Origin of the sequence: Zhihengliuella sp. (assembly GCF_031178195.1) — a bacterium.
Classification (GTDB): domain Bacteria; phylum Actinomycetota; class Actinomycetes; order Actinomycetales; family Micrococcaceae; genus Zhihengliuella.
In genome coordinates, this window is sequence record NZ_JAPSJL010000001.1 from 509,807 (window position 1) to 531,482 (window position 21,676).

At 70.8% G+C, this 21,676-nt stretch carries 25 protein-coding genes; 11 read left to right on the forward strand and 14 right to left on the reverse strand.

Translation table 11 applies throughout. The features are described 5' to 3' along the window. Positions 1-43: 43 nt before the first annotated feature. The 8 genes from RIN46_RS02260 to RIN46_RS02295 form a co-directional block, all read right to left on the reverse strand. Positions 44-1,030, reverse strand: a complete 987-nt coding sequence (locus tag RIN46_RS02260) for an ABC transporter permease (RefSeq protein WP_309081347.1) — start codon at positions 1,028-1,030, stop codon at positions 44-46. Then, on the reverse strand, positions 1,027-2,031 hold the full coding sequence (locus RIN46_RS02265) for an ABC transporter permease (RefSeq protein ID WP_309081346.1): 1,005 nt from the start codon (positions 2,029-2,031) through the stop codon (positions 1,027-1,029). The genes RIN46_RS02260 and RIN46_RS02265 overlap by 4 nt, the downstream gene beginning before the upstream one ends. 93 nt (positions 2,032-2,124) lie before the next feature. Further along, positions 2,125-3,819: an ABC transporter substrate-binding protein gene (locus RIN46_RS02270; protein ID WP_309081345.1), complete on the reverse strand. Its 1,695-nt coding sequence runs from the start codon at positions 3,817-3,819 to the stop codon at positions 2,125-2,127. Positions 3,820-4,025: 206 nt separating this feature from the next. After that, positions 4,026-4,340, reverse strand: coding sequence for an AzlD domain-containing protein (locus RIN46_RS02275; protein WP_309081344.1), 315 nt, complete (start codon positions 4,338-4,340; stop codon positions 4,026-4,028). After that, complete coding sequence (locus tag RIN46_RS02280; RefSeq protein ID WP_309081343.1) at positions 4,340-5,185, reverse strand: AzlC family ABC transporter permease; 846 nt, start codon at positions 5,183-5,185, stop codon at positions 4,340-4,342. The genes RIN46_RS02275 and RIN46_RS02280 overlap by 1 nt, the downstream gene beginning before the upstream one ends. After that, a complete protein-coding gene (locus RIN46_RS02285) occupies positions 5,176-6,039 on the reverse strand; it encodes a glycerophosphodiester phosphodiesterase family protein (RefSeq protein WP_309081342.1) in 864 nt (287 codons plus the stop codon). Before RIN46_RS02285 ends, RIN46_RS02280 begins: the two co-directional genes overlap by 10 nt. A 70-nt stretch (positions 6,040-6,109) precedes the next feature. After that, entirely contained in the window at positions 6,110-6,934 is an 825-nt protein-coding gene (locus RIN46_RS02290; protein ID WP_309081341.1) for a hypothetical protein, read from the reverse strand. A gap of 10 nt (positions 6,935-6,944) precedes the next feature. Continuing rightward, positions 6,945-8,273: an endonuclease/exonuclease/phosphatase family protein gene (locus tag RIN46_RS02295; RefSeq protein WP_309081340.1), complete on the reverse strand. Its 1,329-nt coding sequence runs from the start codon at positions 8,271-8,273 to the stop codon at positions 6,945-6,947. Positions 8,274-8,687: 414 nt separating this feature from the next. Here RIN46_RS02295 and RIN46_RS02300 point away from each other — a divergent pair, with 414 nt between their 5' ends. Continuing rightward, entirely contained in the window at positions 8,688-9,797 is a 1,110-nt protein-coding gene (locus RIN46_RS02300) for a Rossmann fold nucleotide-binding protein (RefSeq protein WP_309081339.1), read from the forward strand. A 51-nt stretch (positions 9,798-9,848) separates the two neighbouring features. On the opposite strand, the gene RIN46_RS02305 is transcribed toward RIN46_RS02300, so the two are convergent. Then, positions 9,849-10,319, reverse strand: a complete 471-nt coding sequence (locus RIN46_RS02305) for a VOC family protein (protein WP_309081338.1) — start codon at positions 10,317-10,319, stop codon at positions 9,849-9,851. A 153-nt stretch (positions 10,320-10,472) separates the two neighbouring features. Between RIN46_RS02305 and RIN46_RS02310 the strand changes: the two genes are divergently transcribed. After that, positions 10,473-10,856: a metalloregulator ArsR/SmtB family transcription factor gene (locus tag RIN46_RS02310; RefSeq protein ID WP_309081479.1), complete on the forward strand. Its 384-nt coding sequence runs from the start codon at positions 10,473-10,475 to the stop codon at positions 10,854-10,856. Positions 10,857-10,858: 2 nt separating this feature from the next. Next, the gene (locus RIN46_RS02315; protein ID WP_309081337.1) at positions 10,859-11,806 is read left to right on the forward strand and encodes a cation diffusion facilitator family transporter; all 948 of its coding nucleotides are present in this window, start codon (positions 10,859-10,861) and stop codon (positions 11,804-11,806) included. Between the two features lie 12 nt (positions 11,807-11,818). Here the strand turns inward: RIN46_RS02315 and RIN46_RS02320 are convergent, their stop codons facing one another. From RIN46_RS02320 to RIN46_RS02330, 3 genes are all read right to left on the reverse strand, one after another. Beyond that, positions 11,819-12,391, reverse strand: a complete 573-nt coding sequence (locus RIN46_RS02320) for a DUF2087 domain-containing protein (protein WP_309081336.1) — start codon at positions 12,389-12,391, stop codon at positions 11,819-11,821. Between the two features lie 77 nt (positions 12,392-12,468). Continuing rightward, positions 12,469-12,882 (reverse strand): VOC family protein, encoded by a 414-nt coding sequence (locus RIN46_RS02325; protein ID WP_309081335.1) that lies wholly within the window; start codon positions 12,880-12,882, stop codon positions 12,469-12,471. Between the two features lie 10 nt (positions 12,883-12,892). Continuing rightward, positions 12,893-13,306 (reverse strand): helix-turn-helix transcriptional regulator, encoded by a 414-nt coding sequence (locus RIN46_RS02330; RefSeq protein ID WP_309081478.1) that lies wholly within the window; start codon positions 13,304-13,306, stop codon positions 12,893-12,895. A 149-nt stretch (positions 13,307-13,455) separates the two neighbouring features. On the opposite strand from RIN46_RS02330, the gene RIN46_RS02335 reads away from it, so the two are divergent. Then, on the forward strand, positions 13,456-13,581 hold the full coding sequence (locus tag RIN46_RS02335; protein ID WP_309081334.1) for a hypothetical protein: 126 nt from the start codon (positions 13,456-13,458) through the stop codon (positions 13,579-13,581). 33 nt (positions 13,582-13,614) lie between these two features. After that, the gene (locus RIN46_RS02340) at positions 13,615-14,016 is read left to right on the forward strand and encodes a GAP family protein (RefSeq protein ID WP_309081333.1); all 402 of its coding nucleotides are present in this window, start codon (positions 13,615-13,617) and stop codon (positions 14,014-14,016) included. A gap of 68 nt (positions 14,017-14,084) precedes the next feature. Here the strand turns inward: RIN46_RS02340 and RIN46_RS02345 are convergent, their stop codons facing one another. Continuing rightward, positions 14,085-14,477, reverse strand: coding sequence for a VOC family protein (locus tag RIN46_RS02345; protein WP_309081332.1), 393 nt, complete (start codon positions 14,475-14,477; stop codon positions 14,085-14,087). Positions 14,478-14,692: 215 nt separating this feature from the next. On the opposite strand from RIN46_RS02345, the gene RIN46_RS02350 reads away from it, so the two are divergent. After that, the gene (locus RIN46_RS02350) at positions 14,693-16,204 is read left to right on the forward strand and encodes a catalase (protein ID WP_309081331.1); all 1,512 of its coding nucleotides are present in this window, start codon (positions 14,693-14,695) and stop codon (positions 16,202-16,204) included. Between the two features lie 125 nt (positions 16,205-16,329). Here the strand turns inward: RIN46_RS02350 and RIN46_RS02355 are convergent, their stop codons facing one another. Further along, positions 16,330-16,707: an ankyrin repeat domain-containing protein gene (locus tag RIN46_RS02355; protein ID WP_309081330.1), complete on the reverse strand. Its 378-nt coding sequence runs from the start codon at positions 16,705-16,707 to the stop codon at positions 16,330-16,332. A gap of 80 nt (positions 16,708-16,787) precedes the next feature. Between RIN46_RS02355 and RIN46_RS02360 the strand changes: the two genes are divergently transcribed. From RIN46_RS02360 to RIN46_RS02380, 5 genes are all read left to right on the forward strand, one after another. Then, positions 16,788-17,393 carry an XRE family transcriptional regulator gene (locus tag RIN46_RS02360; RefSeq protein ID WP_309081329.1) on the forward strand — a complete coding sequence of 202 codons (606 nt, stop codon included), beginning with the start codon at positions 16,788-16,790 and terminating at the stop codon, positions 17,391-17,393. Beyond that, positions 17,386-18,114 (forward strand): phenylalanine--tRNA ligase beta subunit-related protein, encoded by a 729-nt coding sequence (locus tag RIN46_RS02365; protein WP_309081328.1) that lies wholly within the window; start codon positions 17,386-17,388, stop codon positions 18,112-18,114. The genes RIN46_RS02360 and RIN46_RS02365 overlap by 8 nt, the downstream gene beginning before the upstream one ends. Continuing rightward, positions 18,114-19,028: an EamA family transporter gene (locus tag RIN46_RS02370; protein ID WP_309081327.1), complete on the forward strand. Its 915-nt coding sequence runs from the start codon at positions 18,114-18,116 to the stop codon at positions 19,026-19,028. The genes RIN46_RS02365 and RIN46_RS02370 overlap by 1 nt, the downstream gene beginning before the upstream one ends. Further along, positions 19,025-19,972, forward strand: a complete 948-nt coding sequence (locus tag RIN46_RS02375) for a dihydrodipicolinate synthase family protein (protein WP_309081326.1) — start codon at positions 19,025-19,027, stop codon at positions 19,970-19,972. The genes RIN46_RS02370 and RIN46_RS02375 overlap by 4 nt, the downstream gene beginning before the upstream one ends. A 442-nt stretch (positions 19,973-20,414) precedes the next feature. Then, entirely contained in the window at positions 20,415-21,539 is a 1,125-nt protein-coding gene (locus tag RIN46_RS02380; RefSeq protein WP_309081325.1) for a DNA cytosine methyltransferase, read from the forward strand. Positions 21,540-21,676: the final 137 nt, after the last annotated feature.

A 21,676-nucleotide genomic window follows, 5' to 3' on the forward strand; every position in this document is an offset into this window, starting at 1 on the left:
CTCGAAACGACGGTTCGACGGGTCATTCAGGGGGCGGAACCGGTCAGCGCTGGCGCGACTTCGGATCGAGCGCCTCGCGCAGGGACTCGCCCAGCAGCGTGAAGCCGAGCGCCGTGATCGCGATGCAGAGGCCGGGCAGGAACGCCAGCTGCGGCGCGATGCCCAGCTCGGCCTGCGCGTACGTCAGCATGCGCCCCCATTCGGCCTCGTACGGCACGCCGCCGCCGAGTCCCAGGAAGGACAGGGCGGCCGCGTCGATCACGGCGGTCGCCAGCGTGAGCGTCGCCTGGACGATCACCGGTCCGATCGAGTTCGGCAACAGGTGACTCATCGTCACGGTGGTGCGGCTCAGGCCGAGCGTCTGCGCGGCGAGGACGTAGTCGGCCCCCTTCTGGGAGAGCATCGACGAGCGCAGCAGCCGCGCGAAGATCGGCACCGCGGAGACGCCGATGGCGACCATGATCGCATGCTCGCCCTGCCCCAGCACCGCGGCGATGGACACCGCCAGGAGCAGGTTCGGCACCGAGAGCAGGATGTCCACGAAGCGCATGATGAGGCTGTCCACCCAACCGCCGAATCCGCCGGCGAGCAGGCCCAGCACCATGCCTCCGACGAGCCCGAGCCCGGTGGAGACGACGCCGATCATCAGGGACGACTGGGCGCCCCAGATGAGCTTGGAGAGCAGGTCCCCGCCGAACCGGTCCAGGCCCAGCGGGTGCCCCTCGAGCTCTCCCGGCCCCGGGATGGTGGTGGGCGTGACCTCGGTCCGGCCGGGCAGCGCGAGCGCGCCGTATGGGGCGATCACCGGGGCCAGCACGGCGACCAGCAGGAACAGGGTCACGATCGACGCGCCGACGATGGCGGCAGGGTTCCGGCGCAGCCGGACGAAGGCCTCGCCCCAGACGCTCATGCCCCGGACGGCACCCTGTTCCGGACCGTCGCCGCCCGGGAGACCGCCGGGATCGGGGGCGGGGGTGCCGGCCCCGGTGGGCCCGGCGACGCCGGACGTGGGAGGAATACTCTGGGTCATTGCACACGCACCCTCGGGTCGATGAGGCTGTAGGACACGTCGACGAGCAGGTTGATCAGCGAGTAGATCAGCGCGATGAAGATGATGAACCCCTGCAGGACCGGGTAGTCCAGGTAGAAGATCGCATCGCGCAGGAACCGCCCGATCCCGTTGAACGCGAACACCGTCTCGGTGAGCACGGCGCCGGAGATCAGCAGGCCGAGCTGCAGGCCGATCGTCGTCGTCACCGGGAGCATGGCGTTGCGGAGGATGAAGCGGTTGCGGATCAGGTCCGCGCCGATCCCCTTGGCGCGCGCGGTGCGCACGTAGTCGGCGTTCATGACCTCCAGGACGGACGCGCGCGTGATGCGCACGATGATCGCCAGCGGGATGGTCCCGAGTGCCAGCCCGGGGAGGACCAGGTGCAGGAACGCGTCCCAGACGGCGTCCCACTCCTGCGTCATGATCCCGTCCAGCAGGTAGAAGTCCGTGTAGTGCGTGGCGTTGATCCGGGGGTTCTGGCGCCCGTCGGTCGGGAGCCAGCCGAGCTTGATCGCGAACACCCACTTGAGGATGAACGCCAGGAAGAAGACCGGCACCACGATCCCGCCGAGCGACAGGAACACGGAGAGCTGGTCCTGCCACCGGCCCACGTGCCGGGCGGCCCAGTAGCCGAGTGGGATGCCCACGCCGACCGCGAAGACCAGCGCGAACGCGGTCAGCTCGAGCGTGGCCGGGAAGCGGGTCGCGAACTCGTCCAGCACGGGCCGGCCGGAGCGGAGGCTGACGCCGAAGTCGCCGGTCAGCAGCTTGCCCATATAGGTGCCGTACTGGGCGATGAGCGGTTCGTTGAAGCCGTAGAGCTCGTTGATCCGGGCCACCGCTTCCGGGGTGGCCTTGTCGCCGAGCAGGGCGGTCGCCGGACCGCCGGGGAGGCTGCGGACCCACAGGAACAGCAGGATGGACAGGCCGAACAGGGTGGGCACCAACAGCGCGAGTCGCCTGCCGATGGTTCGTAGCACAGCGTCCTCTCAGGGGGAGTCGGGTCTGACGCGGGAGTACGACGGCGGCGCGGACCGCCGTCGTACTCCCGCCTGGGCGCGGGGCTGGGCCCGCTACTCGGTGAGGACGATCTTGTTGAAGACCTCGTCGTTGACCGGGCTCGTCGGGTAGGACTCGACGCGCGGGTCGAACGCCAGCGACGGGGCCGGGTGCGCGAGCGGGATCGCCGGGACGAACTCGGAGATGTCCTGGTTGATCTCCTCGTAGAGCGGCGTCTGCTCCTCGACGTCCGGGATCGTGCGCGCCTCGGCGATCTTGGCGAACAGCTCCGGGTTGTCGAAGCCGAACTCGGGCTTCTCGCCGCCGAAGAAGACGCCGACGAAGTTGTCGGTGTCGTTGTAGTCGCCGGTCCAGCCGAGCAGGTGCAGGCCGTGGTCGGAACCGCCCTGGATGCGGTCCAGGTAGTCCGGGCTCCACTTGTTCGGCTGCGCGTCGACCGTGATGCCGACCTCCTTCAGCTGCGCCGAGAGGTTGGAGAAGACCTGCTCCGGGGTCGGCATGTACGGGCGGGAGACGCCCGTCGGGTAGTTGAACTGCACGGTGAAGCCGTCCGGGTAGCCGGCGTCGGCCAGCAGCTGCTTGGCCTTCTCCGGGTCGTACTCGTACTTCGTCACGTCGTCCGTGTGGCCGTTGACGCTCTCCGGGACGAACTGGGTGGCAACCTCGGTGCCCTCCGGCAGCGTCTGCGAGACGAGAGCCTCCTTGTCGATGGCGTGCGCGATCGCCTGACGGACCTCCGGCTTCGCCAGCTCCTCGACCTCGTGATTGATGCCCAGGTAGAGGATCGTGAACGGGTCGCGGGCCTCGATCTTGAACCCGGCCTCCTCGAGGGCGGCCGTGTCCGCCGGGGCCACGAGGTCGTAGCCGTCGATGTCGCCGGCCTCGAGGGACTGGCGGCGGGACGTCGGATCGTCGATCACGCGGAAGATGATCTCCTGGACCTGGCCCTGCTCGCCCCAGTAGTCCTCGAAGGCCGAGAGCCGGATGCTGGAGCCGGTCTCCCAGGAGTCGAACTTGAATGGGCCGGTGCCCACGGGGTGGCCCTGCGCGTACTCGGAGAGCACGGGAGCCTCGGCGGTACCGGAGATCTCGTCGGCGCCGTACTCCTCCATCGCCGTCGGCGACTGCATGGCGAAGGCCGGCAGGGACAGGGCCGCGATGAAGCCGGCGAACGGCTTGGCCAGCTTCACCTGGACCTCGTTGTCGCTGGTGACCGAGCAGGACTCGTAGACCGCGTTCTCCGGGCTGTCGGCGTAGCCCTTGAAGAGCGAGTTGTAGTAGTAGCCGACGGACTCGGCCTGCTGGATGCCGGTGAAGTTGTACCAGCGATCGAAGTTCGCGCACACCGCTTCGGCGTTGAAGTCGGTGCCGTCGTGGAACTTGACGCCCTCCTTGAGGGTGAAGTCGTAGGTCAGCCCGTCCTCGGACTGCTCCCAGGACTCGGCGAGCAGCGGCTCGGGGTCGGCGGTCCCCTCCTTCACCCCGACGAGGCCCTCGAAGATCTGTCGGGACACGCGGAAGGATTCGCCGTCGGAGGCGAACGCCGGGTCGAGGGACTGGGGATCGGAGGACGCGGCGAACACGAACGTCGAGTCGACGTCGGATCCACCGCCCTCCGGGGCGGCGTCGCGCTGGGATTCAGCGCACGCGGTCAGCGCGAGGGCGCCGACCGCCAGGGTGGCAGTCAGTGCGGCGAGGCGCCGACGCGGGCGCCCGGCCTGACCGGCGGCTTTGCCAGTCTTGAACATGGCTTCTCCTCAGGGTCGAGTCGGCACTCGGGACCGGTGCCCCGCCGATCGCCGACGGGCGGTGATCAGTGCCTGAAGCGAGCCTATCGGGAAAGTGTGGAGGAAATGTGATCCACATCATGCGTGCCGGGAAATCGGTGCACGGTTCCGCCCCCGGCTCCGTCTCCTGGTTCCGTCCCCCGGCTCCGTCCCGCCGTCGCTCCTGGTCAGCCCCAGCCGAGCAGGCGGGTGCCGGCTGCGGCCGCGGCGCCGACGATCACCACCACCAGGAACGGCGCCCGGAGGAGCAGGGCGACGGCTGCCGCTGCCAGCGCCGCGATGCGGGCGTCCACCACCACGGCCTGGCCCGAGGCGAACGTATTGACCGCGGTCAGCGAGGCGAGCAGGCCGATCGTGACCGCCCCGGCGACGCGCAGCATCCGCGGATTGTCCAGCAGGCGCGAGGGCACCAGGTACCCCAGCAGCTTGGTGGCATACGCGGCGGCACAGGCGACGATGATCCAGATCCAGAGGCCGTCCATCACTCGCCCCGCCCGTCCGGTCGTCCGTTGAGGCAGGGATCCCGCGGCGGAGACGGTTCCCGGTCCGCACCGCCCCCTGCGGAGGGATCGCCGTCGCGCGCCGCCGCGGCGATGCCGCCGCCGGGGCCGCCGCCGGTGCCGCTGCCCCCGCCGTCGTCCGTCGCCGGGACCACCGGGGCGGTGCGCCGGTCGGCCCAGCCCCACGCCGCCGCGGCGAGCGCGGCGAGGAGGATCGGGACGCCCGCCGGGACGAACGGCACGGCGAGCACGGTGACGACGGCGCAGACGACGGCGAGCGCCACCGGGTCGCGGCCCTTGAGCCGCGGCCACAGGAGGCCCAGGAACGCGGCGACCGCGGCGCCGTCGAGCCCCCAGGCCGCCGGGTCCCCGAGCGCGTCGCCGAGGAGTGCGCCGGCGACCGTGAAGAGGTTCCAGAGCACGAAGACGCCGAGGCCGGCGACCCAGAACCCGCGGCGCTCCTCCGCCGGATCGGTCTGACTGGCCGCGACGGCGACGGACTCGTCGATGGTCACGTGCGCCGCGGCGAAACGGCGCCAACGGCGGGGCCGCAGCATGACGTTCATCTGCATCCCATAGACGGCGTTGCGGACGCCGAGCAGCGTCGCCGCCCCGAAGGCCGCCCCGCCGGCCCCGGCGCCGGCGATCACGCCGATGAAGGCGAACTGGCTGCCGCCTGTGAACATCAGGGCGCTCAGGGCGACCGCCTGCCAGACGCTCAGCCCGGCCGCGACGGCGAGCGCACCGAACGAGATCCCGTACAACCCCGTCGCGAGCGCGACCGAGAGGCCGATCCGCACGGCCGGGGTGGGTGGCTTCAGCTGCATGCCTCCAGCTTATTCGCGAAGTACCCCTTGATCAGGGCGGGGAAGTCGCTGGTGAACTCGGTGAACCCGAGCCCCGCGAGGAACTGCGCGTCCTCGACCGTGTTGACGGTCCAGGCGCGGCCGCGCAGCCCGCGCTCGAGCCAGCCGCGCACGCGCTCCGGGTACTTGCGGGCGTAGGCGACGCCGGGGCCCGCCAGTCCGACGGCGCCGGAGTCGAGGCGCTCCATCGCCCCGCCGTGGATCCGGCCCATGACGTAGCGGATGGCGTTGCGCGTGATGAGGCCCAGTCCGCTCTGCTGCTCCTGCTCCAGCACGGTCACGAGCATGCAGAGGTGGTAGCCCGGGATCGTCTCCAGCAGGTAGTCGATCGCGGCGGGGTCGAAACTCATCAGGGAGACGCGGACGTTGCCGATGCGGGAGGTCTCCGGGTCCCAGCCGAGGTCCATGAGCAGGGAGAGGACCTTCTCCTCGAGTCGGCGGCCGAAGGGGCTCGGATGCTTCAGCTCGATCGCCAGGCCGAGTTCGTGCGGGACGCGGCGCATCATGGTGATCAGCTCCTCGAGCGTCACCACCTGCTCGCGGCTGCTGCCGTACTGCTCGGGGACGGTGGCCCCGGCCCAGGAGACGACGTCGAGGGCGCGGATTTCCGCGAGCGTCATCCCGGAGATGGGGCCCGAGCCGCTCGAGGTGCGGTCGACCGTCGAGTCGTGGAAGCAGACCAGGACGTCGTCGGAGGTGAGGTGGACGTCGGTCTCGATGCCGTCGGCACCCTCGGCCAGCGCGTGCAGGTACGCGGCCCGCGTGTGCTCGGGGTAGGTCCCGCTGGAGCCCCGGTGCGCGTAAACGGTGAACATGCCCCCAGAGTACGCGCGGGCCCCGGGGCGGGGCAGACGGCCGCGTGAAATCGCGGGGAACGTCCAGTTGCTAGTCGGATTCCCCCGCGCGACGGCGTCGCTCGGCCTCGATCTCGCGCTCGACCTCCGCCGAGGGGTCGAGCCCGCGGTCGGCGCCCGGGGCGGCCGGGCGCCCGTCGATGACGTCGGCCGGGATGGTCTCCGGGAGGGTCGCGAAGGCCTCGCGGGCCGTCTCGATGACCTTCTTGGCCAGGAGGTGGTTGCCGACGCCGCCGATCGCGGCGCCGATGCCGAAGGGCACCACGCGGCCGAGCGTGCTGGCGCCCTGGGTGGCGACGAGCCGGCGCAGGAACCGCTTCTGCAGCTTGGAGGCGATCCCGCCCCAGAGGCCCTTCTGCGAGGCCGATCCGAAGACCGAGCCCCACCCCTGGACGGGGCCGGCGCCGCGCCCGGCGGCCTGGTGGGTGAGCGATGCGATCAGGGAGCTCCCCTCGTCCCCCATGATGACGGCCATCACGAGGACCCTGGCCTTCTCGGGGTCCTCCGTGCTGATGCCGTGGAGCTCGGCGAGGGACTGCGCGTACAGCGCGCTGGCCTCGAGGAAGCCGACGGTCGCGGCCGCCGACAGGCTGAGCGAGGTGACCGTGCCGATGCCCGGGACCGCCGCCGTCGCACCGATCGCTGCGCCCCCGCCGGTGACGGCACGGCGGTAGTCGCGCTCGATGAGGGCGGCGAGCTCGTGGGCCGAGGCACCGGGGTGCTTGCGGCGCTGCCGGTCGAGGTACTTCACGACGAGCGGCCGCTGCACGCCGAGGGCCTTGAGGATGGCGCCCTGGACACCGGCGACCGGCTTGCCGTCCGGGCCGAGGATGACGTCGGGGAGTTTGTCCTTCACGCGCCCCACTCTAGGACGCGGTGCGCACGTCTGCCCAGACCAACCAGTGGTCGCTGCTGCGCGGCGGGTCCATGGCGACCAGCTGGGACCCGGGCTGGCCCGGATTCGGCCAGAAGATCCCGGAGCCGGCGACGACGAGCGTCTTGGACGGCAGGACGTAGTCGACGCGGAGCGTCCCGGTCTCGGATCCGAAATCGGCGGTGCCGAGCATCCGCGAGGGGTCGCTCCCCGCGTCGGCCGCCCCGGACGATGTCCCCGGCAGCTCCAGATAGCGGCCGAGGCCGCCACGCTCCTGCGCGGGGAGCGGGGTGCGGCGCGGCTCCGGATCGGTCACGAGCGGGTGCCCGGTGACGTGCTCGGCCGCGTTATCGTAGGAGTCGCCGCGGTTCGGGTCGGCGTTGAGGTCGCCCAGGATCACGAAGTCGGCGTCGGCCGGCAGCCCGCCGGTGGCACCGTCGTCGTCGTAGATGTACTCAGCCGCGGAACCGCCGGAGACATAGTCCGCGATGAAGCGGATCTCGTCGTGGTTGCGGCGGGCATTGCGCTGCTCCTCGCCGTCGAAGGCAGGGGGCGTGGGGTGGGCCGCGATCACGTGGAGGGTCCGCCCGTCCACGGAGACCGGGACATCCCAGTGGTTCTTGCTGCTCAGGCGCAGCATGCCGCTGACCAGCGGACCGTAGTAGTCGGTCGGCAGCAGGTTCCCCGGCATGTCCTGCCAGCGGAAGTTCTGGAACGTGCGGACCTGGTCCGTCAGGATCGGATGCTTGGAGTAGAGGACCATGCCGTACTGGCCCTCGAACTCGCCGTACCCGTACGCGTCGTCCGGGCCGCCGACGGTCCCGTCCTGGTTGAGATCGGCTCCGGTCTGTAGCCCCGTGTTCGAGGCGGCGACGTACAGGTAGGGGTAGTCCTGCGCCGGCTGGCCGTTCTGGCTCACGGCGAGGTAGCCATCCCGGAACACTTCCGCGGACTCGCCCGACTCGTCGTAGTCGAACTCGTTCAGCAGCACGATGTCCGGAGCCGTGCGCTGGATGATCTCCGCGACGGCCTGGGCCTGGTCGTCCCCGGTCGAGAGGTCGCGGGCCAGCTCGCCCTCCCGCTCGCGGTAGAGGGAGGCGTTGAAGGTGGCGACGCGGAGGGTGCCCTCGGTCTGCGCACCGGCGCCCTCGGCCGGTGCGGCTCCGGGGGTGGCGGAGATCGAGTGGGCCATGCCGATGTGTCCCGTCATCGTGGAACCAGACTCCCCGACCGTCGGGCCCGCGTGAGCGGGAGCCACCGACAGCACCGCGAAGGCTGCGGCGGCGATGGCGCCCGTGGCGGCCTTCAGGAGCATGCGCATGGTCTCCAGCGTAGGGCAACACGACGCTCCCGGACATCGAGTCCCCCGAGCCTGTGGAGGGCCGCCGGGCGAGACCGCGGCGAACGCCGGCGCAGGTGATCGGGGCAGGAAAAACCCTAGTCAGATGCGTATCTGATCTTTGACCCCGAGAGCTGCGATCCGCCCGAAGCGTCGGCGCAGCGCGGGAGAGGCGGTCACTTGGACCGATTCATTGTTGCGGTATCGATATGTCCATCCCCTCGCCGATACCGCGCCCCCTGATCCACTTCTGGATACCATTCCACCGCCCGGCCGATCGGTTGGTTTTATCCGTGCCCTGGAGTTTCCCGAATGAATATGCCGGGACCCGCATAGGAATCAGCCGCCGCACGCGTGCTGAGACCAGACCTGGCGCACCTCTCCCATACTGGAGGGATGAAGCCCACCCGCGGACGATTCGTCCTCGTCGAATCCCTCACGGAGCTGGACCGCCGCCTGTCCCGCGGCACCCGCGATCTCACGGGCTGGCGCCTCGTCGGCCTGGACCTCCGCCGGCACTCGGCGACCCTGGCCCGCTGCGACACCTCTCGGACCACGTTCGCCGGCTGCGGCCTCGCCCCCGGCGACGAGGCCGAGCACCTCCGCCGCGGTGCGCTGGTCCTGCCGGCCGTCGGCGTCGCGCCGGTGGATCCGCGCCGCGCGACGCTCTACTCGCCGGACGAGCTCTACGACTCCCCGGACTACCGGCACACGTTGGACGGCCGGACCTACGCCTGGCAGCAGGAGGACGTCCAGCCCGACGCCGCGATCGCCCAGACGCTGCACGACCATGCGGTGGACGTGGCACTCGGCGAGTGGGCGGAGGGACGGGAGCTCGCCGGGCTCATGGGCGGCCACGCCGCCGACCGCGGGAGCCGCGCGTACGACGACGCCGCGCGGCTCGGGTACGAGCTCGGGTCCCGGCTGACGGTCGCCACGGGCGGCGGGCCGGGCGCCATGGAGGCTGCCAACCTCGGCGCGCGGTTCGCGGGCTCCGGCCCGGACGCGCTCGCGGCGGCCCTGGAACGGGTGGCCGAGACGGCGTCGTTCCGGCCGTCCATCGACGCGTGGGTCGCGTCGGCGCGCCGAGCGCTGGAGCTGTGCCCGGAGCCGGTCGAGTCGCTCGGCATCCCCACGTGGCACTACGGCCACGAGCCACCGAATCTGTTCGCGACCGCCGTGGCCAAGTTCTTCCGGAACGCGCAGCGGGAGGCGATCCTGCTGCAGCTGTGCAACCGCGGCATCGCGTTCCTGCCCGGCGCCGGCGGGACCGTGCAGGAGATCTTCCAGGACGCCTGCGAGAACTACTACGCCTCCGAGGACTCCGTGGCGCCGATGGTGCTGATCGGGCGCGAGTACTGGACGGAGCGCCTCCCCGCCTGGCCGCTGCTCCGCGCACTCGCCGCAGGACGGCCCATGGAGGACCGGATCCACCTGGTCGAGACGGTCGAGGAGGCCGCTGCCATCATGCTCGCCACCCCGGGCCGGCCGCAGGAACGGCTGTAGCCGGGGTGTGACGGCCCGACCGCCGCGGGCAGAGCGCGGCCGGCAGAGCGGTCAGGACACGGAGTCGTCCGGCGGCAGATCGCCGAAGACCACCGCGCCGTCCTGCGCCACCCGCCAGCCGGGGTTGTGCGCGATCTCCCAGATCACCCCATTGGGATCCCTCACATGCGCGTGGAAGATGCCGCCGAAGGCGCCGTCCTCGGGCCGGGTGAGCACCTGCCCGCCGGCCTCCTCCATGGCGGCGACCACACTGCGCACCTCCGCCCGACTGCCGACGTTGTGGGCCAGCGTGAGGCCGGAGGGACCCGCGGCGGCCTCCCGGTCCAGGCCGAGGTCCTGCTGGAACTTCACGGCCTCGAACAAGCCGAGGACGGTGCCCGGGGCGATCTGGAAGAAGACGATCTCCCCCGGCACGTCGAGCAGCGGCTCCCAGCCGAGGCCGCGGACGTAGAAGTCGCGCGCAGCCTGCAGATCGGGTGTGGACAGGGTGATGAAGTGGACGTTCTGGCCGATGGGATTCACGATTCCTCCTGGGGCCACTCTGCCGTGCGCATCACGTGGGGACAAGATCGGCTCGGCCTGTCATTCATCGCTAGAAAGCGATACCGTCGTCTCATGACGATGCCGACCTTGGTGACCGAGGACAGTGTCTCCGTGCCCGAGGACAGGACCGCCATGCTCGACGGCGGGGCTGCCGCGGCGTACGCGGACCTCTTCCATGCGCTCTCGGACCCCACCCGCCTGGCCATTCTGCAGCACCTCTCCACCGGGCCGCACCGGGTGTGCGATCTCGTGGACCACCTCGGCTTCGCCCAGTCGACCGTCAGCAAGCATCTGGCCTGCCTCCGCGGCTGCGGCCTGGCCACCGTGCGGGCCGAGGGACGCGCGTCCTGGTTCTCGCTCGCCCAACCGGTTCTGCTGGCGGATCTGCTGCGTGGCGCGCAGGCGATGCTCGCGGCCACGGGCGAGCAGGCGACGCTGTGCGCGCACCTGATGCACCCGGCCAGCGTCTCCCCCGCTCAGGCGGCGGCCGGCCCCGGCACGACGGACGGAGGCTGACCATGGGCGCCGGACACCACCACGGCCACCAGCACACCGGCGGGGCCGGCACCGACGCGCGGGCGAACAAGCGCCGACTCGCCTGGGCCTTCGGGGTGACGGCGGCGATCGTCGTGATCCAATTCGTCGGCGCGCTCTTCACGGGCAGCCTGGCGCTGCTCACGGACACCGTGCACGCGATCACCGACTCCACCGGCCTGCTGGTGGCGCTCATCGCTTCGTCGCTGGTGCTCCGGCCCGCCACCGACAGGCGCACCTGGGGGTTCCGGCGGGTCGAGGTCCTGGCGGCCCTGGGCCAGGCGGTGCTGCTGCTCGCGGTCGGCATCTACACCGCGATCGAGGGCGTCCGCCGCCTCTGGACTCCTCCGGAGATCCCCGGGGCCGAGCTACTGCTGTTCGGCGTACTCGGCCTGGTCGCCAACGTCGTCGCGATGGCGATCCTCGCGTCCAGCCGCGCCTCGAACTTCAACATGCGCGCGGCCTTCCTGGAGGTCCTCAACGACGCGCTCGGCTCGCTCGGCGTGATCGTCGCGGCGATCGTCATCCTGACCACCGGCTTCCAGCAGGCCGATGCACTCGCGGGCCTGCTGATCGCCGCCCTGATCGTGCCGCGCGCCGTGGTGATCATGCGCGAGACCATGGCGGTGCTGATGGAGTTCACGCCGTCGAACCTGGATCTGGACGCGGTGCGCCAGCACATCCTGGCGCTGGATCATGTCAAGGACGTCCACGACCTCCACGCCTCCACGGTGGCGACCGGGCTGCCGACGCTCTCCGCGCACGTGGTGGTCAAGGACGAGTGCTTCCACGACGGGCACGCACCGGACGTCCTGCTCGACATCCGCGACTGCGTGGCCCAGCATTTTGAGGTCTCGGTGGAGCACACCACCTTCCAGCTGGAGACGGAGCGCTTCCGGGCGCTCGAGCCGAACTGCTCGGCCCACGCCTGAGCATTCCCCGGTTCAGACGTCGAGGCGGTAGGCCGTTCCGTCCTTGAGCCGGGAGAGCAGCCCGAGGTCGACGAGGTACCGCCGCAGGGTGGCATGCTCGTCGGTCACCCGCCGGAGCCGTTCGTTGACCGCCGGCTCGGCGAGCTCCTCGCCCGGCTCGAACAGCCGGTGCGCCAGGTGCGCGAGCAGCTCCCGCCGTTCGCCCGGCCGGGCCGGGTAGTCGCGGAGCCGCCCGTCGGGGGTCGTGAACCGTTCGACGACGGTGCGCCCGCCCGCAGGCGTCTGCCCTGCGGTGAGGAGGCTGGAGAGCTTGGCGTCGTCGAGATGGAGCGTCCCGTCCGCGTCGGCGTAGGTGTACGGCTCGAGCTTCTTCAGGGCCCCACGTGCCTTCCTGGCGGTGAGTCCGGGGACGCTCTCGACGGTGGCCCGGCCGAGGGCGACCTCGGCGAGCGCGATCCGGGATGCATCGCCCAGCAGCGCCGAGACCAGCCCGCGCCATTCCTCCGGTGCAGGGCGACCGCTGGGTTGCTCCTCGCGCCCGGCGTGCTGCCGCCCGTGTTCCTGGCCATCGTCTGTCGGTCCCATGCGCCCATCCCAGTCGATCGAGGCGAGCGGCGCAACATGGCCCCGCACCGGGGCAGGAAGCCTGCGTCGGCCCGGCGTCAGGAGGCGGCCTGGGCCTCGGCGATGCGCAGCATGTTGCCGGACGGATCGCGCAGGCCGAAGTCCCGCGGACCCCACTCCTGCTGGGTGGGCTCCTCGAGGACGTCGACGCCGGCGTCCCTGACCTTCCGGTAGACAGCGTCCAGGTCCGGCGTCGTGAGGATGACCGGCGGCATGGCGCCCTTGGCGACCAGGCGGGCCAGCGCCTCGCCGTCCTCCGGCGAGCGCCCGGCGTCGGTCTCGAAGAGGACCAGGCCCAGTCCGGGCTGTCCGGCCAGGCCGAGGGTGACCCAGCGGTTCCCCTCGTAGGAGACGTCGAGGGTGATCTCGAGGCCCAGGACGTCGCGGTAGAAGCCGACGGCGGCGTCGATGTCGGTGACGTTGATCGGCGAGGACTGGAGTGAGATGTTCATGGCCCCCACGCTAGGGCCCGGCACCGGACGGTGCTTCTCCATTCCTGCTCGACCCGCTGGTCCGCTTCCCCTCGCCCGGCGCCGGGCGCACCGGGCGCGTCAGCAGCCGCGCCACGCACCCGGGCATGGCCTCGACGTCGTCGTGCTCGCGGGCGCGGTACGCGCTCGGCGTCTCCCCCACGATCGCGGTGAACCTCGAGCTGAAGGAGCCCAGCGACGTCGCCCCCACCGCCATGCAGGCGTCGGTGACGGACATCCCCGCGCGCAGCAGGGCCTTGGCGCGCTCCACGCGGCGGGTCACGAGGTAGGAGTACGGGGTCTCGCCGTAGGCGGTCCGGAACTCGCGGGAGAAGTGCGCGGGAGACATGAACGCGCGGGCGGCGATGGCGGCCACGTCGAGGTCCCGGGCGTACTCGCGGTCCATGAAATCGCGGGCACGGCGCAGGTGCGCGAGCGTCTCGATCCTCTGCTGGGCCACACGGGCGAAGCTACCACCGGCCGCGCCCGGAGGGCGGCCGAAGATCAGCCTTCCGGGCGATGCCCACCGGGCCGGGCCCCGGCAGACTGGCGGGCATGGACTCACTGGACCACCTGGTCGGGGCGGGTGCGGCCGGGTCCCCCCTGATCCTCCTGGGCGTCCTCGCCGTGCTCGCACTCATCGACTCGACGAGCTTCGGCACGCTCCTGATCCCCGTGTGACTGCAGCGGTTCCGGGCACGGGCTGTCGGACGGATGGACGACGACGCCGCGGCCGGGCCGGAGGTCGGGGGCGGGCCGGCGGCCGGCGTTCGGCGCGGAGGCGCGGGGGCCCTCGTCGCCTTGGCCCTGGCGGCGGTGGCGATCGAAATCGCCACCCTGCTGCCGTATCTGGCGGGCATCGGCCTGGTGGCGGCGCAGGGGCCGGCCTGGCCGGCGTCCTCCGCCTACATCGTCTTCTACTGCGCGGTGATGATCCTGCCGGCCGCCGTTCTGCTGCTCCTCCGGACGGCCGCGGGCCCGCGGATGGACCGGTTCCTGGGCCGGTTCGAGGCGTTTCTCTCCCGGCACGCGAACGGGACCGGTGCGCTGGTGCTGTTCCTGATCGGCCTGCTCCTGGGGCTCGACGCGCTGGACGGGCTCGGCGTCACGGGCTGAGTCCGCTGCAGCGGCAGGACCGCCGAGAGGCGGCGGCGCAGCCGAGCGGCAGCGGCGCCCGGTGGGCGTCAGGGGCGGCGGCCCGCCAGCACGCAGAACTCGTTGCCCTCCGGGTCGGCCAACACCACCCAGCTCGTCTCGCCCTGGCCGACGTCGACGTGCTCCGCGCCGAGGGCCAGGAGGCGGCGGACCTCCTGGTCCTGGTCCCGATCGCTCGGACTCACGTCGAGGTGCATCCTGTTCTTGGCCCTCTTGCCCTCGGGCACCCGCGCGAACGTGAGCACCGGCGGGACCGGGCCGGACAGGTCGCCGGGAGATGCACTGGGAGCCCGGCGGGGACCGATCGTCACGAGGTCGTCATCGGCGTCGTGGACCGTATAGTCGAGGACCTCGCACCAGAACCGAGCGAGTTTCGCGGGATCGGCGCAGTCGACCGCGAGCTCCGTGAAACGACTGGTCACAGCACTCCTCCCGGGGACGCACGGCGCCCACAGGCAGGCGATCCGATGCCCCGACAGTCGGCGCCCGAGCGGCGTTTGTCAACGGTCCGTCGTCGTCCGGAATCTTTTCTGGAATGATTCCAAAAAGGGTGGTAGTTTCGAAGCAAGCACAGACCGGATCTCCGGGCGTGCGCAGTGATCGTGGATCCCCAGGACATCGAAAGGCAGACCCACATATGCCCGAGTACAACAACACCCAGCCGCTGACCACCGCGGCCGGTGCGCCCGTCACGGAGAACGACAACTCCGTCACCGCCGGCCCGCGCGGCCCGATGCTCCTGCAGGACGTCTGGTTCCTGGAGAAGCTCGCCCACTTCGACCGCGAGGTCATCCCGGAGCGCCGCATGCACGCCAAGGGCTCCGGCGCCTTCGGCACCTTCACGGTGACCAACGACATCACGAAGTACTCGCGTGCCGCGATCTTCAACCAGGTCGGCAAGAAGACCGACATGTTCGCCCGCTTCTCGACCGTCGCCGGCGAGCGCGGCGCGGCCGACGCCGAGCGCGACATCCGCGGCTTCGCCCTCCGCTTCTACACCGAAGAGGGCAACTGGGACATGGTCGGCAACAACACGCCGGTCTTCTTCATGCGCGATCCGCACCACTTCCCGGACCTGAACCGCGCCGTCAAGCGCGACCCGAAGACCAACCTGCGCTCCGCCGAGAACAACTGGGACTTCTGGACCAGCCTGCCCGAGGCGCTGCACCAGATCACGATCGTCATGTCCGACCGCGGCATCCCGGACGGCTACCGCCACATGCACGGCTTCGGCTCGCACACCTACTCGTTCTACAACGAGGCCAACGAGCGCTTCTACGTGAAGTTCCACTTCCGCACCCAGCAGGGCATCAAGAACCTGACCGACGCCGAGGCCGCCAAGGTCGTGGCCGAGGACCGCGAGTCCTCCCAGCGCGACCTGTTCGAGGCCATCGAGCGCGGCGACAACCCGAAGTGGACCTTCTACATCCAGGTCATGCCGGAGGCCGAGGCGGAGACCTACCGCTTCCACCCGTTCGACCTGACCAAGGTCTGGTCCAAGAAGGACTACCCGCTGATCGAGGTCGGCGAGTTCGAGCTCAACCGCAACCCGGAGAACTACTTCCAGGACGTCGAGCAGGCCGCCTTCACGCCGGCCAACGTCGTCCCGGGCATCGGCTACTCCCCGGACCGCATGCTCCAGGGCCGCCTGTTCTCCTACGGTGATGCCGCCCGTTACCGCCTGGGCGTCAACCACCACCAGATCCCGGTCAACTACCCGCACGGTGCCAAGGTCGTCAACACCTACCACCGCGACGGCCAGGGCCGCGTCGACGGCAACCAGGGCGCCGTTCCGGGCATCACCCCGAACTCGGTGGGCAACTGGCCGACCTCGCCGCAGTACGCCGAGCCGGCCCTGCCGATCACCGGCCCGGCGGACCGCTTCGACTTCCGCGAGCACGACGACAACTACTTCGAGCAGCCGGGCGACCTGTTCCGCCTGATGACCCCGGAGCAGCAGCGCGTCCTCTTCGCCAACACGGCGCGGGCGATCGACGGCGCGAGCGACCACATCGTCGCCAAGCACATCGATCACTGCACCAAGGCCGACCCGGCCTACGGCGCCGGCGTTCGCGCGGCCATCGATGCCCTGAAGGCGGGCACGCTGGACGAGCTCGAGGCGAACCCGAACAACCAGCCGGTGCACTGATCCCCACGGATCGCCACTAGCGCCGCCTGAGACGAACGGCTCGGACACCAGCAATGGTGTCCGAGCCGTTCGTCGTTCAGGGTCCGCGGAGCCGGCGGGCTGCGCCGGCCTCGCGGGGGCGGCCGTCAGGCCAGCAGGTCGGTCTTGTTGAACATCTCCGCGGTGGCGCGGGCGCTGGGCGTGCCGGCGTCGAGATCGGCGCCGGCGGTGCGCAGGAGCCGGACGATCTCGTCCTCGCCCTTGAAGACGGCCCCGGCGATCGGCGACTGGTCGCGCTGATTGCGCAGGTCGACGTCGGCCCCGCGCTCGATCAGCGCGCCGACGGTCTCGGCGTGGCCGTGGTAGGCGGCGAGCATCAGCGCGGTGTTCCCCTCGCCGTCCTGGACGTCGAGCGGGAGCCCGTGGTCGAAGAATTCGAGGAGCTCGCGGGTGTCCCCGCTGCGCGCGTAGTTCATCGCGAGCGCGATGATTTCCTGGGTCTGTTCGTCATCGAGCTGTGCCATGACCCGATCCTATCGGCCGCCACCCCGGTGTCGGCCAGAGCGGGTACACAAATGCCCGTTTAAGGCACTACGATGCACTCATGGACTCCCACGCAGAATCCCTCGCCCGCGCCATCGGCGCGCGCGTCAAGACGGAGCGCCGCACCCGCGAGCTCACCCTGGACCAGCTCGCCGCCGCAGCGGGCGTCAGCCGGCGGATGCTCGTCAACGTGGAGAGCGGCGCGGTCAACCCGAGCGTCGGTTCGCTGCTGCGGATCAGCGACGCGCTCGGCGTCGGACTCCCCGCCCTGGTGGAACCTCCGACCTCGAAGACCGTGAAGATCACCCGCGCCGGCGAGGGCGCCCTGCTGTGGACCGGTGAGCACGGCGGGCGCGGCGTGCTGGTCGCGGGCACGGAGCCGCCGGACGTCGTCGAACTCTGGGACTGGACCCTCTCCCCCGGCGAGCGCCACGAGACCCCGGCCCACACGGCCGGGACCCGCGAGCTCCTGCAGGTCCTCCAGGGCCGGATCCGGCTGGAGGTCGACGGGAACGGCAGCGAGCTGGCGACCGGCGACGCCGCCGTCTTCCCCGGCGACGCGTCCCACGCCTACTCCAACCCCCACGACGAGCCCGCCCGCTTCACGCTCACGGTCTTCGAGCCCGGCGTCGGCGTGGCGGGCAGGACGGAGCACCCCGATGCCTGAGCAGACCATCCCCGCGTTCCTCGCCGCCGCGACGGTCGACCCCGCCGTGCGCGCCCTGCGCCCCGACTACCGTGCGATGCTGCTGGTCGCCGAGGGCATCGACCCCGACGCGCCGTCCGGGACGGGCTCGGATCCCGCCGACGAGCTCATCGCCGCCGCCGAGGCGCACGCCCGCGACTTGCTCGCCGAGCACGCACCGGACGAGCTGCCCCACATCGCCGCCTGGCGGGAGGCCTACCGGTCGTTCGGCGCCAAGCCCCAGCGCACCCGCAACAGCCTCGAGGCCCTGACCCGCCGCGCACCCGACGGCCTGCCCCGCGTGAACGCCCTGACGGACGTCTACAACGCGGTCTCGGTCCTGCACCAGGTGCCGCTCGGCGGCGAGGACTTCGCCCGGTACCGCGGCCCGGCCCGACTGGTGCGGGCGACCGGCGATGAGCCCTTCGACACGGCCGCCGGCGGCGAGTCCGTCGTCGAGCACCCGTCGCCCGGCGAGGTGGTCTGGACCGACGACGACGGCGTCACGTGCCGCCGCTGGAACTGGCGTCAGGGCCGCCGCACCGCCCTGACCGAGAGGACGCGCACCGCGTTCTTCATCCTGGACGCGCTCGGGCCGATGTCCGACGCCGAGCTGGAGGCCGCCGCCGACGCGCTCGAGTCCGCCGTCGTCCGGCTCGGCGCATCCGTGACCGTGCAGCGGCGCCTGGTGGGCGCCCCGTGATGCGGGGGCGGACGGCCCGCGCCGACCGGTTGCCGGTGCCGCCGTGGGCCATGGCGGTCGCGGCGATGATGCTGATCCAGCTCAGCTCCGCACTGTCCGTGGGACTCATCGAGCAGGTCGGCGCGATGGGCACCGCGTGGCTGCGTCTGACCATGGGCGCGCTCATGTTCCTGCTCATCGCGCGCGCCCCGCTGCGGTCGGTACGACGGCGGGATGTGCCCGGGCTCCTCGGCCTCGGCGCCGCCTCCTGCCTGATGTCCGTCGCGTTCCTGTCCGCGATCGACCGGATCCCACTCGGCACGGCCGTGGCGATCGAGTTCCTCGGCCCCCTGACGGTCGCCGCCGTCCGGAGCCGCAGCCCGCGCATGCTCGCGTGGCCGGTGCTGGCGCTGGCCGGCGTCGTCCTGCTCACCGAGCCGTGGCAGGGCGAGGTGGATCCGATCGGTGTGGGCTTCGCCCTGCTGGCCGGCCTCGGCTGGGGCGTCTACATCCTGCTGACGCAGCAGGTCGGCGACCGCTTCTCCGGCATCAGCTCGCTCTCGCTGACGATCCCCATCGCCGCGGTGATGGCGGCCTTCGTCGGCGTGCCGGAGGCCGGCGGCAGCCTGGACCTCTGGGTCCTGCTGACCGCAGCCGGCCTGGCGCTGCTGGCGCCGGTGCTGCCGTTCGGACTGGAGATGCTGGCGCTGCGGCGCATGACGCACACGGCGTTCGGCACGCTCATGGCGCTCGAGCCCGCGTTCGGCGTGCTGCTCGGGCTGCTCGTCCTGCACCAGGTCCCCTCGGCGCTGCAGGTCGCGGGGATCGTGCTCGTCGTCGCGGCCGGGGCCGGGGCCCAGCGCGGCGGGCGGCGCGAGCCCGTCCCGGACCCCGAGACCGACCTCCAGCACCGCATCGTCGAGGAGCTCTCATGACCAGCCCGTTCGCCGGCCTCAGCGCCTTCCCGCTCACCCCGCTGCCGGGCGACCGGCTCGACGAGCCGGCCTTCGCCCGCCTGGTCCGGCGGGTGGCCGGCTCCGGCGTCGACTCCATCACCGCGCTCGGCTCCACCGGCTCCTACGCCTACCTCACGGCCAAGGAGCGGGCCCGCGTGGCCCGGCTCGCGGTGGAGAACGCGGACGGCACGCCGGTCCTCGTGGGCATCGGCGCCCTGCGCACCTCGCACGTCCTGCGCCACGCGGACGACGCCGCCGCGGCCGGAGCGGCCGGCCTCCTCCTGGCGCCGGTCTCCTACCAGCCGCTGACGGACGACGACGTGCTCGAGCTCTTCCGCACGGTCACGGAGCGCAGCGGCCTGCCCGTCGTCGTCTACGACAACCCGGGGACCACGCACTTCCGGTTCAGCACCGAGCTCTACGGGCGGATCGCCGAACTGCCCGGCATCGCGTCCATCAAGATCCCTCCGCTGCCCGCGGACCCCGCCGAGGCGCGGGCCCGGGTGGAGCAGATCCGCGCCGTGATCCCGGAGTACGTCACGCTCGGCATCTCCGGGGACGCCTCCGCCGCGGCGGGGCTGGCGTCCGGCTGTGACGCCTGGTACTCCGTCCTCGCCGGGACGCTGCCGGAGCCGGCATTGCGGATCATGCGCGCCGCGCAGCAGGGCAGGGCACAGCAGGACAGGCCGCGGGACGGCCAAGCGGAGGATGGCGGGGCGGAGGACGCTGCGGCCGAGTCGGAGCGCCTGGCACCCCTCTGGAGGCTGTTCGCGGAGTTCGGCAGCCTGCGCGTGATCGCGGCCATCGCCGAGGAGCTGGGGCTGGTCCCGCATCGGAGCCTGCCGCTGCCGCTGCAGGGCCTGACCGAGGTGCAGCGCACGCGCGTCGCCGACACCCTGGACGTCCTCGGGTTGAACGGCTGAGCGCGGCGATGCGGACGTCGCCCTGGGAACTGGTGGAAGCAATGGAGCACTGTGCGAACAGGCGACCATTGGCCGAGAGGCTGGTTTCCGCGTGGGATCAGTGGTCAGTGACGGTTGCTGACCACAAGGACGACCCCCAACGACATAGCGGCCTCGACAGGGCCAAGGAAACGGACTCGAACACCGCCGACGGCCGAGGAAGTGGACGCTATGCGACAGCACGTGCGCAAGGCATCAGCGTGACGACACTTGCCCGCCAGCACGGGATGCACCACGGACGGTCTGGGCAAAGACCCGCCGTCCCGCCGGACTGACGGAACGGCCGCAGCAATTCAGCCCTGACCCACGCCCTCGTCGGGCGACGTCCCCGTAGGGCGAGACCATGCTCTGCGCACCATCGCCGCCACCAAGTCGCGTCGTCGCTCGACGTTAGAATTGGTTCATGAGAAGCCGTATCGAGACTCCCGAAGCGCATGAGTCATCGAAGCCACTTGTTCGGACAGCGCGCGTCGCAGGTACGGACACGGAGACTGCAAATGTCTTGCCCAAGATCGTCAGCCTCTTCTCGGGTGCAGGAGGCTTGGACCTCGGCTTCAAGCGGGCTGGCTTCCCGCTGACCTTCGCGGTCGACGTGTCGCCCGCCGCCATCCAAACTCACCAGCGGAACTTCAAGGAAGCGACGTCAGTTGCAGCCGACCTAGAGGATCTCGGTCCCGACGGCATTCTTACCCACCTTGAGAACCTTCTGGATCCAGGTGAATCGATCGGGGTGATCGGTGGGCCGCCGTGTCAGGGCTTCTCCCGGGCAAACACCGGATCGGCCGCAAACGACCCACGCAACCGGCTACCCATACTTTACCTTCAGATTGTCGAGGCGCTTCAGAGAAAGTACGACGTTGCGTTCGTTCTATTCGAGAACGTTTTAGGTATCCGTGATGCCAAGCATTCGGTGACGTTCCGCGGCATCCTTTCCAAGTTCAAGGAAATCGGTCTCACCCCCGATGTGAACGAGTACTCGGCTCTCGACTACGGAGTCGCCCAGACTCGGAGTCGAGTCATCATCTCTGGTTTCCGAAACGAGGAAGTGGCCCGGAGATTCAAGCCAGAGAAGGTGAAAGCGAGTGGGCTCACGGTGCGCTCAGCGATCGGAGATCTTCCCACCCCAGCGTTCTTCGCTCGCGATCTTGAGAAATCAGCTATTCCCCACCATGAGAACCACTGGACGATGCGCCCGGTATCAAAGCGCTTCCGCCAGCCCGGCGGCGCCGATCGCGCAGGTCGTAGCTTCCGTCGACTGGAATGGGACAAACCGAGTCCTACTGTCGCCTACGGCCATCGAGAGATCCACGTACACCCGGAGGGCCGCCGCCGTCTTAGCATCTACGAAGCGATGCTCCTTCAGGGATTCCCGGAGGAGTTCGTTCTGGAGGGAACCCTCTCGTCCCAGGTCGAGCAAGTCTCGAATGCTGTTCCTCCGCCACTTGCCCAGTCACTTGCCGCGGCAATCAAGGTCGCGATGCGCGAGACGGACCACAAGTCAACTGCCGACGAGACGCTCAGCACGTGACATCCGAACCAAGTGATCGCGGTGAACCTCGGCCGACCGGTTGCGCGTCGACGCTTCGGCTCGGCGTCGCGTTCGGCGCACACGGCAGCGACGACAGGCACGGCGAGGAGGTGTCGGCGCATTGGCTTAAGCCGAGT